Below are 14,273 nucleotides of genomic sequence, written 5' to 3'. Positions count from 1 at the left end.
GATGGATAATAAGAAAATGACAGCAGTGCTTCTGAGTATTTTTCTGGCGGCAGGCACCCTTGAAGGATGCGGCAGCGGACAGGCAGCCGGTGAAAATACGGCTGAGACATCATCCGAAAGCAGCGGCAGAGGCGGCATGATGGAGGGGAACGGCAGTACAGAGGGTGTGGACCAGAACCTGGAACTGACGGAATCGGAGGTGGATACGGAATTTACGGATCGGGATAAAGAGGGGACTTATGACGCGGAGGAGGAGGTTATGATAACCCTTGACGGGGATTCCATCCGGGCAGAGAGCGGCAGCGTGGAGATTACGGAAAATACACTGACAATAACCGGGGAGGGCGTTTACCATATTACGGGAACGCTCAGCAGCGGACAGATCGTGGTGGATGCCGGGGACAGTGACAAGGTACAGATTGTCCTTGACAATGCGGCGGTCCACTGTGAGACAAGCGCTGCCATCTATGTGAAAAATGCGGATAAGGTGTTTCTCACGCTGGCAGAAAACAGCGAAAACAGTCTGAGCGGGGGCAGTACCTATACCCAGACAGATGATAACACGGTGGACGGGGTGATTTTTTCAAAGGATGACCTTACCGTCAACGGAAGCGGTGCCCTGGATGTGACAGCCGCTTACAAACACGGCATTGTCTCCAAGAATGATCTGGTCATTACGGGAGGTGAGATTACGGTCAGCGCAGTGGAGCACTGCATGACAGGAAAGGACTGTATTAAGATACTGGACGGAACCTTTCATCTGACTGCCCAGGGCAAAGGGATGAAGTCAGAGAATACGGAGGAATCCGAAAAGGGGAACATCTACGTGGCAGGCGGCACCTTTGTCATTGACACAGAGGATGATGCCCTTCACACCGGAGGCAGTATTGTTCTGGACGGAGGCAGCTTTACTGTGGATGCAGGAGACGATGCCTTTCATGCGGACCTGGATATGGTTGTAAATGATGGGGCAATTGCCGTAAATGCCTGCTATGAAGGGCTGGAAGGCCGCAGAGTTGTGGTAAACGGCGGTGAAATCAGTCTGACAGCCAGCGATGACGCGGTAAACGCGGCAAAGGCTAAGACAGAAGAGGAGGAGGGGGATGTACCCGGAGGAAGAGGAGACGGCAGTATGGAGAATGACACGGAAGCCTACATCAAGATCACAGGGGGAACTCTGGAAGTGGACGCAGAGGGGGACGGCCTTGACTCCAACGGCAGCATCTTCCTGTCAGGCGGAACGGTGTATGTGAACGGGCCGGTGTCTGACGGGGATGGTGCCCTTGATTATAACGGAGGTGCGGATATTACAGGAGGTACCATCATCGCTGTGGGAAGCTCCGGCATGGCCCAGGGATTCAGCGATTCATCCGCCCAGTGCTCCATCCTGCACAATCTCACCAAGACCCAGGAGGCACAGACTGCTGTGACACTGCAGGACGAAGACGGAAAGGAGCTTCTTAGCTTTACACCAAAGAAAAAGTATTCCTCTGTGCTGGTGAGCTGTCCGGAAATGCAGGAGGGAGAAACGTATACCCTCTCAGCGGGAAGTGAAAGCAGTGCGCTCACCCTGGAATCTGTGGTCACCTCCAATGGTTCGGCGGGAGGCATGGGAAGAATGGGCGGCGGCATGAAAGGAGATATGCAGAAAGGCCGGAAACCTGGAGATGGCAGCCAGGAAATGCCGGAAGGAATGGAACCGCCGGACGGGGAAGTGCCGGAAGGAATGGAGCCGCCGGATGGAGAGATGCCAGAAGGAGAGGCCCCACAAGCCCTTTAAGGCTGACAGCACATACAGCAAAATCCCATATTGCATCCGAAAAAAATCGGGCAATATGGGATTTTTTTCTTGACATTAGAATCAAACACAGTTATAATTCCTATTAATTCGATAGGAAATATATGAAAGGAGAAAATGATGAGCAGAAATCATATTTATAGAAGTGCATCAGAACTGGTAGGCAGCACTCCCCTCATGGAGATGCGGAACATGGAAAGGGAGGAGGGGCTGCAGGCAGTAGTTCTCGCAAAGCTGGAGTATCTGAATCCCGCCGGCAGCGTAAAGGACAGAATCGCCAAAAACATGCTGGACACCGCGGAAGCGGCAGGGCTAATAGGACCGGGTACGGTTCTCATAGAACCTACTTCCGGCAATACAGGCATAGGTCTTGCCTCTATGGCAGCAGCCAGAGGTTACCGCCTCATACTCACAATGCCTGAGACCATGAGCGTGGAGCGCAGAAATATTCTGAAAGCATACGGTGCAGAGCTGGTACTGACAGAGGGCAGCAAGGGGATGAACGGAGCCATTGCCAAAGCGGAGGCGCTCAGCCGGGAAATTCCGGGCAGCTTCATTCCGGGGCAGTTTGAGAATACCGCCAATCCGGAAATGCACAGAAAGACAACAGGCCCGGAAATCTGGAAGGATACAGAGGGCAGAGTGGATGTCTTTGTGGCAGGGGTAGGTACAGGCGGAACTATCACGGGAACGGGAGAGTATTTAAAATCCCAAAATCCCAATGTGAAGATTGTGGCGGTTGAACCCACTGATTCCGCGGTTCTCTCAGGAGGCAGACCGGGCCCGCATAAGATTCAGGGCATAGGCGCAGGCTTCATTCCGGCTGTGCTGAACACAGACATATATGATGAGATCATGCAGGTGGAAAATGACGCAGCCATTGAGACTGCAAAGAAGATCGCGAAAAAAGAGGGCATTCTGGTGGGAATCTCCTCCGGTGCAGCTATGTACGCAGCCATGGAACTGGCTAAAAGAAAAGAGTACGCGGGAAAAACCATTGTAGTGCTTCTGCCGGACAGCGGAGACAGGTATTATTCCACACAATTATTCCAGAACTAAAATATCAGAAAAGGCGAGGGTGACAAGTATGAAGAAAACAGAGAGAAAAGACAGGAACTTTAAATTCGAGACGTTACAGCTGCATGTGGGCCAGGAGGCTCCGGACCCGGCGACAGGTGCAAGGGCAGTACCCATCTACGCTTCCTCCTCCTATGTATTTGATGACTGCGCACATGCGGCGGCACGTTTTGATCTGTCAAATGCAGGCAATATTTACGGCAGGCTGACCAATCCCACCCAGGATATCTTTGAACAGAGGATCGCGGCGCTGGAGGGCGGTGCTACGGCACTTGCCGTTGCCTCGGGTGCAGCCGCCATCGCCTATACATTCCAGAACCTGGCAAAACAGGGCGACCACATAGTCTCCGCAAAAAACATTTACGGCGGCTCCTATAATCTGCTGGAGCATACACTGCCGGACTATGGAATTGAAACTACATTTGTGGATATATTTAATAAGGAAGAAGTGGAGGGCGCAATCCGGGAGAATACAAAGGCTGTTTTTATTGAGACTCTCGGAAATCCACGCTCTGAGGTCGTGGATGTGGAAGCTATAGCGAAGATTGCCCACGCCCATAAAATCCCTCTGGTCGTTGACAACACATTTGCCACACCTTTCCTGGTGCAGCCCATCGCGTTCGGCGCCGATATTGTGGTGCATTCCGCTACAAAATTCATCGGCGGCCACGGCACGGCTCTCGGCGGCGTGATCGTGGACAGCGGCAGATTTGACTGGGAGGCATCCGGGAAATTTCCCTCTCTTGTGGAGCCCAACCCCAGCTATCACGGGGTCAGCTTTACGAAAGCGGTGGGTCCGGCAGCCTTTGTCACGAAGATCAGAGCCATTCTATTGCGGGATACAGGAGCCACCCTGTCACCCTTCCATGCCTTTTTATTCCTTCAGGGATTGGAAACCCTGTCCCTGCGGGTAGAACGCCATGTACAGAATGCGCTGAAAGTGGTAGAATATTTGCAGAAGCATCCGCTGGTGGAGGAGGTTCATCACCCATCTGTCAGCACGGATCCCGAACAGCAGAGGCTGTATAAAAAGTATTTCCCCAACGGGGGTGGTTCTATATTTACATTTGAGGTGAAGGGAGATGCCGGAAAAACCAAAGCGTTTATCGACAATCTGGAACTTTTCTCTCTGCTTGCAAATGTGGCTGATGTGAAGTCACTTGTCATCCATCCGGCTTCCACCACCCATGCCCAGCTCACCGAAACAGAACTTGCAGAGCAGGGAATCCGCCCCAACACGGTCCGCCTGTCCATAGGGACGGAGAATATTGATGACATCCTTCAGGATCTGGAAGAGGCGTTTAACGCTGTTTCCTGACGGATCCGGGAGGGCACAGGGGACAGTATCTGCCTTCGGACAGTAAGAAAAATCTGGAGGTAACCATGAAAATATCAACAAAAGGACGTTACGCACTGCGTATGATGCTGGACATAGCCATACACGATGAGGGCGGCCCGGTGAGGGTAAAAGAAATAGCATCAAGGCAGGAAATCTCCACAAAATATCTGGAGCAGATCGTGTCCATCCTGGCCAGGGCCGGCTATGTGAAAAGCATCCGGGGTCCCCAGGGCGGCTACCGTCTTGTGAAAAAGCCGGAGGAATATACCGTGGGTTCTATTCTCCGCCTGACAGAAGGCAGCTTGGCCCCTGTGGAGTGTCTGGAAGGAGATACGAACCAGTGCCCCAGGGCAGAAGCCTGCCCCACCCTGGTCCTATGGCAGGAGCTTGACAATGCCATCAAAAGTGTAGTGGACAAATACACCCTGGCGGATCTGGTGGAATGGCAGAAACAATGTTCCCTGAATTACGTGATTTAAAAGATACCATGAGACAACCAAAACCCGCAGCTGCCTGCAGATGTCCTGACAATTCGGCCGGCAGTGCAGGCAGGCGGCAATGTAAATGCGGGAATCCTCACACAGGATTCCCTTTTATATTTGGCAAAAATAGTCGAGAACAGTCCGGGGAAAATCTGATAGGATGGCAGTAGACAGGAGGTGACAGAAATGACAGAGCAGATACTTGCTGTTCAGCGCATGCAGGATTACATTGAACAGCATTTGAGTGAAAATATTACGCTGGCAAAGCTTTCGGAAGTATCTCTTTACTCCCCGTGGTATTCCTACAGGCTATTTAAGGAGCACACCAATCTCACCCCGGCAGATTACATCCGCCGCATGCGTCTGTCCAGATCCGCCCTGCGCCTGCGGGATGAGAAATGCAGGATCCTGGATGTGGCGCTGGACATGGGGTTTGGAAGTGTGGATGGTTATCAGCGGGCTTTTTTCCGGGAATTCGGCTGCAATCCCAGAGAGTACGCGGCAAGCCCCGGGCCTCTGCTTCTGTTCATCCCCTATGGTGTAAAATACAGAAATCTGCGGAAGGAGCCAGAGGAAATGGAAAACGTAAAAAGTGTGTTTGTTCAGATGACGGAGAGACCGTCCAGAAAAGTTATTATAAAGAGAGGTGTGGACGCGGAGGAGTATTTTCAGTATTGCAGTGAAGTGGGATGCGATGTCTGGGGGATTCTCTCCAGCATAAAATCCATAAGCGGTGAGCCGGTATGCCTCTGGCTTCCGGATTCCCTCCGCACGCCGGGCACATCCAAATATGTGCAGGGCGTGGAGGTGGCGGCAGACTATCAGGAACCGGTGCCGGAGGGCTTTGCGTGTATTGAACTTCCCGTGGCAAAATACCTGATGTTTCGCGGGGAACCCTTTGCGGAGGAAAATTACTGCCAGGCGATCACAGAAGTGCAGCAGGCGATCGAAAAATATGATCCCGCTGTCATCGGCTGCTGCTGGGATACGGAGAATCCGCGCATACAGTTGGAACCTGTGGGCCGCAGAGGGTATATTGAGCTGCTGCCGGTGAAGGAAATCTAGAGCACCGACACGTTCATTCCGGCAGATTTCGGGAAGCATGTGTTTGGCTGTTCAGCATTTCATACTGGCGCCTCACTCTCTGCTTCACCTGGGAGAGAAAAGAGGCGGGACCAAGCACCTTTATGACAGGCCCGAAGGACAGCACATCTATGAGCAGTTCCGTCTCATCGGCCAGGTCATAATAAATGCTGCAGTAATAGACATCACGCTCCTCATCATATTCCGTGTGCTTTTCATAGTTGGCAAAATGAAGCATACAGCGCTCCAGAGAATTTCGTTCTTTGCTGATTTCCAGAAGAACGGGTTCTCTGGATTTTTGTATGGGAGAAAAGCGCAGCGCCAGAGCCTTTTTGGGTACTTTAACGGATGTGAGGCTGCAGCCGGCTATTTTGTTCATGTTTAATGTTGTATTGAGGGAAAAGCGTCCCCCTGTCTTTTTCAGACAGCAGAGGCGGAATTTATCATCTTTTTCCGAGTATTGAAGCTGATAGGGCGCAGCTTCAAACCGGGAGACCGCGCCCTGTCTGCCGCAGTAAGAGATCCGCAGGACCAGACCCTGTTCCAAAGCTTCCAAAACTGTGCGGAAATGCTTTTGGTAGGTTTTCAAGCTGTAAGTATCCCCGTCCAGACAGCGGTCAAAATAGTGGAAATCCGCCTGCCCAAAAAGCGGCTCCACGTCCCGCAGGGAATGTGCTGCTTCTTTTTGCTCCTCCGGGGTGAGAAAACAGGATATTCTTCTGTCAGCGAGAAGGGCTTTCAGCCAGGAGCGCTGCAAAAGGGTAAGGGGAAGCCTGCCGGGAACGGTTTTCGGGGCAAAGGTTTTTCCATCCTCGGTGCGCAGCAGGTCCCATTCTCTGTTTAACAGCTTCGGGACAATGGTGAGGGCGCTCTCCCCGTATCCGTAGGCAGCAGCGATCGTCTCCATATCCTTTCTGGTGATAGGATGGCTTTTGGCCTCCTCCAGAATCTTTTGGACAACTCTGTAATAACAACTGTAAACTTTATCAAAGATATCAAAACGTATTTCACCCATTATAAACTCCTGTCATACTTCGCTTTCTTTGGGAGCGCAGTACATTTCATACATGCGCGCCCAGTCATCGGTGACTTTGCGGACGGAGGCGGGGGCGCTGCCCCGGATGTCCAGCACCCTGCCGGTAAAGGTCTTTACCCATGACAGCATCTCATTGGTATCATAAAAATATCCGCTGTACAGATATCTGTTTCTTCCGATTTTCTTAATCTGGCCGCCCCGCCCTTCCCTGGACAGCCGGTCCAGCACATAAGACTCTTTTGGCTCATGGATATACAATTCCATATGGAGCTCCTCCATGCGGCTGCGGCCTCCGAAAGAGACGCCGAAACAGCGGGGCATGTTTTTCTCCAGTTTTTTCTGCAGGTCCCTATATTGTGGAAAAGGCTCCAGAAGCTTTATATCTGTCAGGCTGTCAAGGCGGACATTTTGAAAACGGTGCCTTGCTGTGAGATACAGGCACAGGTAACGTCGTCCGGTGCGTGTACTTACAAATATTTTCAGGGGAACGCCCCAAAAAGTGACGGAGGATCCATTTCGGTGGCTGTTGTTTTGAAAGGACACAGCTCTTTTTTCATGCATGGCAAGGAGCAGGTCCAGAAGGACTTCATCCTCCAGCGTATGTACGAGAAACTGGTGCTTATACTGGAAAAAGCAGTTTCGTTTTTCTTCCCTGTCAAGCAGAGTACTTCCCACAATGCCGAAAGGGGATACGCCCTGGTAAAAAGCAGCGGCCCGGATCATATGATTCCAAAGTCCTTTGTGGGAAGGGGACTCCATGGGCAGCGGCGGGGCGATAAAATAGCGCAGCTCCCTGCCTTCCTTCCGGGATGTGAAGATACCCAGTCTTTCATATTCTTTCAGCTTCAGACGGACGGTCTGGCTGTCAAAGACAACCTGAAAGACAAGGGAAATCTGTTCCGCGGCTTCACTGCTGGTAAGTCCATTTGGGCTGTCCTTTATAAGAGCAGGCAGGAAAAAGTGCAGCATAATATCATTGTCTGTAAAGCTTTTGGACTTCCAGGCAGCGTACAGGGGATTTTCCGGTATGGTTTTGCTGTCCACATTGATATATATTTTCTTGCCCTTGGCGGTATATTCCGATCTGGTGTAACCGGTCAGAAAACTTTCTATGCGCCTTCTCTCGTTGTCATACGTGCGGGCGCTTTTTCCTTTATAATCCCCGCGGACCTTAAAACCATACACGAAAAACTGCCGCATATAGTCCCGGATCCTCTCAAAATTCTTTATAAGCTCCTGATATTCCGACATGGCACACCTCCTGTGTATCTCTCTATTCTACTATCTGCAGTCTGCAAAATCAACTTCGCATCTTTTTTTAAATGATTCTTCCAGAAATTCCCGGTATGATAACGGTGTATCAGAGATACAAAAACTTCCTGCTTTCCATCAGCACAAGGTTTTCCGAAAAAAGGAGCCTTTGCGGTGCCGCCGCCGTAGCGGAAGAGGTATGCCGGATACCGGGAAGAACTGATTTGTCGCGGGTTCGACTCCCGCCATGATGACACATGTAGCTAAGCTGGTATAGCAATCACACGAAAAAACCATGAAATGAGAAAAGAAAAAGTCCCGGCTTTGGCCGTCCGCGGCAGTCCAAAAGCGGCATGAACTTTTCCGGATACCGTTTTTCGGAACCTGCAGCCAGACGCAGGGGTCTTGTGCGGCCTGCCTGTACGGGAAGAAAAACTGAAGGAAGAGTCCGCTGCCATAGGATGAAGCGGGACATTTTCTTTTCGGAATCCAAAAAAGAAAAGAGGCAGAAGAGATGAAATATTTGATCAAAGAACAGCAATGCGGATATCTGATGAAAAACGGAAAGTTTATAAAACTGCTCACAGCGGGAAAATACCGCTATCCGAGGGCTTTGGGATATGAGGTACTGACTGTGGACATGACAGGGGAAGTAGATTGCTGCGGCATTCCCTGTGAGGTCTTGATGCAGCATGAAGCATTTTCAAGCCGCGTGGTGAAAATACAGCTTCCGGACACCAGCATAGCCCTTCACTTTGTGAACCAGGCATATCAGGATGTGGTGGTGAGACCGGAAACTTACTACTGGAATGTTTTCCAGGAGAACACTTTTCGGATCCTTGATATCACCAATCCCTACATGCAGGAAAGCCTGCCGAGAATGTACATAGACCTGCTTCCGGTAAAATATTACAGGAAGATAGTGATAAGAGATGGGGAGGCCGGACTTCTCTACTTTGACAACCGGTTTGAAAGGAAGCTGGAACAGGGCACATACTTTTTCTGGAATTACGGAAAAGAAGTGACCTGCAGGGTATACGATCTCAAGATTCAGCAGTTGGAAATCAGCGGTCAGGAAATCCTCACGGCAGACAAGGTGTCCGTGCGCCTGAATGTGACAGTCAATTACCGGATCACAGACCCGGAACGGCTGGTGAATCGGATGGATGAGGTGGGAAAGCTTCTGTATACATTTGCCCAGCTTACCATAAGAGATTACATAGGACATTTCCGGCTCGATGAACTGCTGGCTCAGAAGGAAGAAATCGGGGAGTTTATCTTCAGAAAGCTTCAGGAGGCGCAGGAGCAGTATTGCGTGGAAGTGCTGAGTGCGGGAATCAAGGATATCATTCTTCCCGGTGAGATACGCGACATTATGAATACGGTTCTGGTGGCGGAGAAGAAGGCCCAGGCCAATGTCATCATGAGAAGAGAGGAAGTGGCATCCACCAGAAGCCTTTTGAACACAGCACGGCTGATGGAGGAGAATACGACACTGTATAAGTTAAAGGAGATGGAGTATCTGGAGAAAATATGCGACAAGGTGGGAAATATCACCCTGGGCGGCGGGCGGAGCGTTCTGGAACAACTGGCGGAGCTGGTACATTAAAGTACCGGCTCCGTTTTTTGTATAAGACAGAATGCAAAAAGAGGAGTGTAAGTTGATATTATGAAAGAATCAGTTTGAAGAAATTAATATATTGAATATAGATATTAAAATAATTAAGTATATAATTGAAAATATCAATATTTATATTGACATATACGAAAAAGAGGTTTATGATATAAAACATAAGGAGGAAAACAAATGTATAAAGTAATCAGCCAATGTCCTGTCTGCGGCGGCCGGCTCAAGGTGATCAAATTAAAATGTGACAAATGTGATACGGTCATCGAAAATGATTTCCGCCTGAACAAATTTGATTACCTGTCCGAGCAGGAACTTTTCTTCATTGAGACCTTCATCCGCTGCCGCGGCAACATCAAAGAAGTGGAAAAAGAACTGAAAATCTCTTACCCCACCGTCCGTTCCCGTCTGGATGAGGTCATAGAGAAACTGGGCTACAAACCGGCGCCGTCGCCTGACAACAAAAAGAAGGAAATCCTGGACGCCCTGGAGCGGGGAGAGATCACACCGGAGGAAGCTCTGGAACAAATGAAATAAAAATTGAAATAAAATGAGAGAATAAAAGGAGAACGTTATGGAAGAACAGTTGAGAATCTTAAAAATGCTGGAAGAAGGAAAAATCACGGCAGAACAGGCGTCAGAATTTCTCACGGCCCTGACACCGCAGAAGGAGACAGAAGCCGCGTCCTATGAAGTGGCAGAGACGGAGCGGGTCAATCTGGAGTATGACAAGCGCATGGTGCGTATTGTAGTGGACAGCAGTGAAGGGGATAAAGTGAACGTGCAGCTCCCGGTAACAGCCATCCGCCAGATCTTAAAAGTGACAGGAAAGCTTCCTGCTGTCAGTGAGAGCCTGCAGGGGATCGAGCTTACGGAGATTCTGGATACTGTTGTGGACTGCTTAGATGCTGAGGCTATCGGCGATATCGTGAACGTGGAATCGAAAAACGGTGATATCGTAAAGGTTTACGTGGGATAAGCAAAGGGGAGAGAAGATGAGGATCATTATACGCTCTAAGGATGTACGCCTTTTTATACCGGTACCGTTAAGGTTTGGTGGAATCGCCATAGCCTGCATCCCGGAGCGTACAATCCGGGAAATGCAGAGTGCGCTGCCTGCTCTCTGCGGAAAAGAGGTGGACAAGAAATTCCTCCGCCGGGCGTACCGGGAATGCTATCATGCACTGCGGCAGTTCAAGGGCTTGGAAATCGTAAATGTCACAGGTAAGGACGGAACCTATGTTTCTGTCAGGCTGTGAAAAAAGGGACATCCTGGGATGTCCCTCAAAGCATTTCCTGTTTACATATCCCTGTAGACAGCTTCCAGCATATCCAGAATGTGTTTCTCGGAGAACTTGCTGCTGTCAATACAGAGGTCATAGTGAGTCATATCCAGCCACTTTGCGTCTGTAAAATATTCGTAGTAAGAACGTCTCCTTTTATCCATTTTCTTTACCAGGGAGCGGGCGCTGCGCTCCTCCCTGCCTATCCGTTCCATGATATTTTTTACCCTGCGCTCAAAGGGGGCGAAAATGAAAACGCTTTTGCATCTGCCCTCCAGGATCTGGTCCGCACAGCGTCCCGCGATGATACAGTCTCCTTTTTCTGCCAGGTCATGGATGATTTTAGATTGGGATTCAAAAAGCACGTCGTTCATCGGCTGAAAGTGGTACTTCGGTTCCATCTGCATAGCGTCTTTGATGGGCAGATGCCATTGGTTTGCTTTCTTCTCATCCACTTTTTTCAGTTCTTCCAGGGGAATATCATTTTCCTGGCTTGCCAGGGTAATGAGTTCTTTGTCGTAAAACGGAATATCGAGCCTCTCAGCCAGCGCTTTTCCGATAAGCCGTCCATTGCTTCCGTACATCCGGTTGATCGTTATAATACGGTTCGCCATATCCATCCCTCCTATATGAAACTTTGATGCTGTCGGGTGTCATTAATCCTTTATTCTTACAGTCATTATAACATGTTTTCTGAAAGCATTCTATATATATGGGAAATTAATCGCAATAGTTCAGAATCCGTCAGGCCGGCAGAGGCAGCCGGTGTGATATGGAGCAGAATGCAACATATCTGTGTATCACGAAGCGTTTTGCTGGGCACGCAGTGATTTGATTTACATATAGATTCCAAGAGCTTTTTATGAATTATCTGTAGAAAAAGGAGAATCAGCAAGCAAATTCCATAAGATTACATACGAAAGCTCCAGATTTTTTCAGTATTATCTGTAAAACAAGAGGATAATATGATGGGGCCTTTTAAAATTACATAATAAAATGAAAGGTCCCTTTTAAATTATATGTAAAGCGGGAAGAAACCGTAGTCAGACTCTTTAAAATTACATACAAAACCCCAAATATTCCTTTAAATTATCTGTAAAGCAGGGAAAAGCTGCGGCCACCCTATGTGCCTGTCTCGTGGGAGTCAGACGTAAAGGATCACCATTGGGAGTGAACCGTACCAATCCGGGGGAATGAGGAAGAAAAATGTCAAAAAATACTTGGATTTCTGAGAGAATAATGTTATGATAAAAAAGATATAAAAACGGTTTCTGACGAAGTGTCAGGAACGGCAGAATGATAGAGGTGCAGGTTTCAAGAGTATTTCCGCGAAAAAGGGCCGGGCGGCCGCCGGAGAGAAAGGGGAAACTGCCGAAGGGATGGATACCCGCCCGGGTGTCTGTTTCTGGGACGCCGCATAAGATGCGTCGTACTGTCACTGGAAGTGGAGCGCTATCATCTTGGACAGGAAAAGAGATTTTACTGCCATGAACGCGTTCCCGTAAGGGATTGCCGTTCATGGCTTTTTGTTATCCTAAATAATGGAAAGCACTGCAGTACAGGGCAGAAACCGGGAAAAGAAAGAGAGGATGTTTTCTAATGCGAAACAAGAGAAGAAGATGGGCCATGTGGGTGTCCGCGGCGCTTGTGGTGCTGCTGTGCGCAGTCACGGTATTTGCCGGGGAAGGCGAGACAGAGTATGTGCCGAAGATGTACGCCACCTTCTGGGCTTTGGTGCCGCCCATTGTGGCAATTGCGCTGGCACTGATCACCAAGGAGGTATACAGTTCCCTGTTTATCGGTATTTTAGTGGGTGCTGTATTTTACTCCAACTTTTCCTTTGAGGGAACTGTGACACAGATTTTCCAGGGAGGCATTATTAGCGTGCTTTCCGATAGTTACAATGTGGGTATCCTGGTATTCCTTGTGATACTGGGCGTTATGGTATGTCTCATGAACAACGCGGGAGGTTCTGCGGCCTTCGGACGCTGGGCAGGCGAACATATCAAAAGCCGTGTGGGCGCGCAGCTTGCCACGATCCTGCTGGGTGTGCTGATCTTTATTGATGACTATTTTAACTGCCTTACCGTGGGCAGCGTTATGCGTCCGGTCACGGACAAGCAGCAGGTTTCCAGGGCAAAGCTGGCTTACCTCATTGACGCCACAGCCGCTCCGGTCTGCATCATCGCTCCTATTTCCTCATGGGCTGCTGCAGTCAGCGGATTTGTGGAGGGAGAGGATGGTCTTTCCCTTTTTGTGCGGGCTATTCCCTATAACTTCTACGCCCTTCTTACCATTGTCATGATGGTGGGAATGGTACTGATGAAAGTGGAATTCGGCTCCATGGCAGTGCATGAGAAAAATGCAAAGAACGGTGATTTGTATACCACACCGGGCCGCCCTTATGCCAGCGCGGAGACAGAGAAGGAAAACACGAGAGGAAAAGTCATGGACCTTGTCATTCCTATCTTATGTCTTGTAATATGCTGTGTGATCGGTATGATCTATACGGGCGGTTTCTTTGAGGGAGCCGGCTTTGTGGAGGCATTTTCACAGAGCGATGCATCTGTAGGCCTTGCGCTGGGCAGTTTCTTCGGTCTGGTGATCACGGTGATCCTTTACATTGCGCGCCGGGTGCTCTCCTTCAGGGAGTGTATGGCATGTATCCCGGATGGTTTTAAAGCCATGGTTCCTGCTATCCTGATCCTGACCTTTGCGTGGACGCTGAAAGCCATGACAGACAGCTTAGGTGCGGCAGAGTATGTGGGGAATCTGGTGCAGTCCAGTGCCAACGGGTTTATGAACCTGCTTCCGGCCATCATCTTTTTAGTCGGATGCGGTCTGGCGTTTGCCACAGGAACCTCCTGGGGAACCTTTGGTATCCTAATCCCCATCGTGGTTTCCGTGTTCGCCAATTCCAATCCGCAGCTTATGATCATTTCCATTTCCGCCTGTATGGCAGGTGCTGTGTGCGGTGACCACTGTTCTCCCATATCCGACACCACCATCATGGCGTCCGCCGGAGCCCAGTGTGACCATGTGAACCATGTTTCCACACAGCTTCCCTACGCCATAACAGCGGCAGCAGTCAGCTTTGTATCCTACATCATCGCGGGATTTGTACAGACAGCATGGATTGCCCTTCCCATTGCGATTCTTCTCATGCTGATTGTACTGGTTGTAATAAAAGCCATAAACAGGCCGGTCTCCTAAAGAGCAGGCAGAGACGAACAGACGTACAGGATTTTAATATCCGTACGTCTGTTTTTTTAGAAAAATGCTGTATTTACCCCATCT

The 14,273-nt window shown here is 49.7% G+C and carries 13 protein-coding genes and 1 riboswitch; of the genes, 10 read left to right on the top strand and 3 right to left on the bottom strand.

Going from position 1 to position 14,273, the window contains the following annotated elements; translation table 11 throughout:
- Window position 1 precedes the first annotated feature (1 nt).
- The 5 genes from WMO65_RS05410 (at window position 2) to WMO65_RS05390 (ending at window position 5,761) form a co-directional block, all read left to right on the top strand.
- Complete coding sequence (locus tag WMO65_RS05410; protein ID WP_148393757.1) at window positions 2–1,780, top strand: carbohydrate-binding domain-containing protein; 1,779 nt, start codon at window positions 2–4, stop codon at window positions 1,778–1,780.
- A 138-nt stretch (window positions 1,781–1,918) separates the two neighbouring features.
- A complete protein-coding gene (gene cysK / locus WMO65_RS05405; RefSeq protein ID WP_033140929.1) occupies window positions 1,919–2,857 on the top strand; it encodes a cysteine synthase A in 939 nt (312 codons plus the stop codon).
- A 28-nt stretch (window positions 2,858–2,885) separates the two neighbouring features.
- Window positions 2,886–4,193 (top strand): O-acetylhomoserine aminocarboxypropyltransferase/cysteine synthase family protein, encoded by a 1,308-nt coding sequence (locus WMO65_RS05400; protein WP_148393756.1) that lies wholly within the window; start codon window positions 2,886–2,888, stop codon window positions 4,191–4,193.
- Window positions 4,194–4,258: 65 nt separating this feature from the next.
- A complete protein-coding gene (locus WMO65_RS05395; RefSeq protein ID WP_033140931.1) occupies window positions 4,259–4,693 on the top strand; it encodes an RrF2 family transcriptional regulator in 435 nt (144 codons plus the stop codon).
- 189 nt (window positions 4,694–4,882) lie between these two features.
- On the top strand, window positions 4,883–5,761 hold the full coding sequence (locus tag WMO65_RS05390) for a helix-turn-helix transcriptional regulator (RefSeq protein ID WP_148393755.1): 879 nt from the start codon (window positions 4,883–4,885) through the stop codon (window positions 5,759–5,761).
- A 13-nt stretch (window positions 5,762–5,774) separates the two neighbouring features.
- Here the strand turns inward: WMO65_RS05390 and WMO65_RS05385 are convergent, their stop codons facing one another.
- Window positions 5,775–6,794: a WYL domain-containing protein gene (locus tag WMO65_RS05385; protein WP_148393754.1), complete on the bottom strand. Its 1,020-nt coding sequence runs from the start codon at window positions 6,792–6,794 to the stop codon at window positions 5,775–5,777.
- A 12-nt stretch (window positions 6,795–6,806) separates the two neighbouring features.
- Window positions 6,807–8,066, bottom strand: a complete 1,260-nt coding sequence (locus WMO65_RS05380; RefSeq protein WP_148393753.1) for a WYL domain-containing protein — start codon at window positions 8,064–8,066, stop codon at window positions 6,807–6,809.
- 514 nt (window positions 8,067–8,580) lie between these two features.
- Here WMO65_RS05380 and WMO65_RS05375 point away from each other — a divergent pair.
- The 4 genes from WMO65_RS05375 to WMO65_RS05360 all read left to right on the top strand — a co-directional run bounded on the left by WMO65_RS05375 (window position 8,581) and on the right by WMO65_RS05360 (window position 10,952).
- The gene (locus WMO65_RS05375) at window positions 8,581–9,675 is read left to right on the top strand and encodes a slipin family protein (RefSeq protein ID WP_033140936.1); all 1,095 of its coding nucleotides are present in this window, start codon (window positions 8,581–8,583) and stop codon (window positions 9,673–9,675) included.
- A gap of 198 nt (window positions 9,676–9,873) precedes the next feature.
- Window positions 9,874–10,230 carry a DUF2089 domain-containing protein gene (locus tag WMO65_RS05370; protein WP_148393752.1) on the top strand — a complete coding sequence of 119 codons (357 nt, stop codon included), beginning with the start codon at window positions 9,874–9,876 and terminating at the stop codon, window positions 10,228–10,230.
- Between the two features lie 37 nt (window positions 10,231–10,267).
- Window positions 10,268–10,672: an SHOCT-like domain-containing protein gene (locus WMO65_RS05365; RefSeq protein ID WP_033140938.1), complete on the top strand. Its 405-nt coding sequence runs from the start codon at window positions 10,268–10,270 to the stop codon at window positions 10,670–10,672.
- A 16-nt stretch (window positions 10,673–10,688) separates the two neighbouring features.
- Window positions 10,689–10,952, top strand: a complete 264-nt coding sequence (locus tag WMO65_RS05360; RefSeq protein ID WP_033140939.1) for a hypothetical protein — start codon at window positions 10,689–10,691, stop codon at window positions 10,950–10,952.
- Between the two features lie 41 nt (window positions 10,953–10,993).
- Here WMO65_RS05360 and WMO65_RS05355 read toward each other — a convergent pair whose 3' ends face one another.
- Complete coding sequence (locus WMO65_RS05355; RefSeq protein WP_148393751.1) at window positions 10,994–11,590, bottom strand: cytidylate kinase-like family protein; 597 nt, start codon at window positions 11,588–11,590, stop codon at window positions 10,994–10,996.
- A gap of 678 nt (window positions 11,591–12,268) precedes the next feature.
- Window positions 12,269–12,439, top strand: a riboswitch (Lysine riboswitch).
- 136 nt (window positions 12,440–12,575) lie between these two features.
- On the opposite strand from WMO65_RS05355, the gene WMO65_RS05350 reads away from it, so the two are divergent.
- Window positions 12,576–14,189 carry a Na+/H+ antiporter NhaC family protein gene (locus tag WMO65_RS05350; protein ID WP_033140942.1) on the top strand — a complete coding sequence of 538 codons (1,614 nt, stop codon included), beginning with the start codon at window positions 12,576–12,578 and terminating at the stop codon, window positions 14,187–14,189.
- Window positions 14,190–14,273 lie beyond the last annotated feature (84 nt).

The sequence above is a fragment of the Blautia caccae genome, assembly GCF_040095955.1.
Taxonomy (GTDB): Bacteria; Bacillota; Clostridia; order Lachnospirales; family Lachnospiraceae; genus Blautia; species Blautia celeris.
Note: the sequence above shows the minus strand (reverse complement) of the source record. Positions and strands in the feature narration are given on the sequence as shown.

Coding starts and splice junctions, on each gene's coding strand:
- WMO65_RS05410 (WP_148393757.1), top strand. CDS start 2: ATGGATAATAAGAAAATGACAGCAGTGCTTCTGAGTATTTTTCTGGCG.
- cysK (WP_033140929.1), top strand. CDS start 1,919: ATGAGCAGAAATCATATTTATAGAAGTGCATCAGAACTGGTAGGCAGC.
- WMO65_RS05400 (WP_148393756.1), top strand. CDS start 2,886: ATGAAGAAAACAGAGAGAAAAGACAGGAACTTTAAATTCGAGACGTTA.
- WMO65_RS05395 (WP_033140931.1), top strand. CDS start 4,259: ATGAAAATATCAACAAAAGGACGTTACGCACTGCGTATGATGCTGGAC.
- WMO65_RS05390 (WP_148393755.1), top strand. CDS start 4,883: ATGACAGAGCAGATACTTGCTGTTCAGCGCATGCAGGATTACATTGAA.
- WMO65_RS05385 (WP_148393754.1), bottom strand. CDS start 6,794: ATGGGTGAAATACGTTTTGATATCTTTGATAAAGTTTACAGTTGTTAT.
- WMO65_RS05380 (WP_148393753.1), bottom strand. CDS start 8,066: ATGTCGGAATATCAGGAGCTTATAAAGAATTTTGAGAGGATCCGGGAC.
- WMO65_RS05375 (WP_033140936.1), top strand. CDS start 8,581: ATGAAATATTTGATCAAAGAACAGCAATGCGGATATCTGATGAAAAAC.
- WMO65_RS05370 (WP_148393752.1), top strand. CDS start 9,874: ATGTATAAAGTAATCAGCCAATGTCCTGTCTGCGGCGGCCGGCTCAAG.
- WMO65_RS05365 (WP_033140938.1), top strand. CDS start 10,268: ATGGAAGAACAGTTGAGAATCTTAAAAATGCTGGAAGAAGGAAAAATC.
- WMO65_RS05360 (WP_033140939.1), top strand. CDS start 10,689: ATGAGGATCATTATACGCTCTAAGGATGTACGCCTTTTTATACCGGTA.
- WMO65_RS05355 (WP_148393751.1), bottom strand. CDS start 11,590: ATGGCGAACCGTATTATAACGATCAACCGGATGTACGGAAGCAATGGA.
- WMO65_RS05350 (WP_033140942.1), top strand. CDS start 12,576: ATGCGAAACAAGAGAAGAAGATGGGCCATGTGGGTGTCCGCGGCGCTT.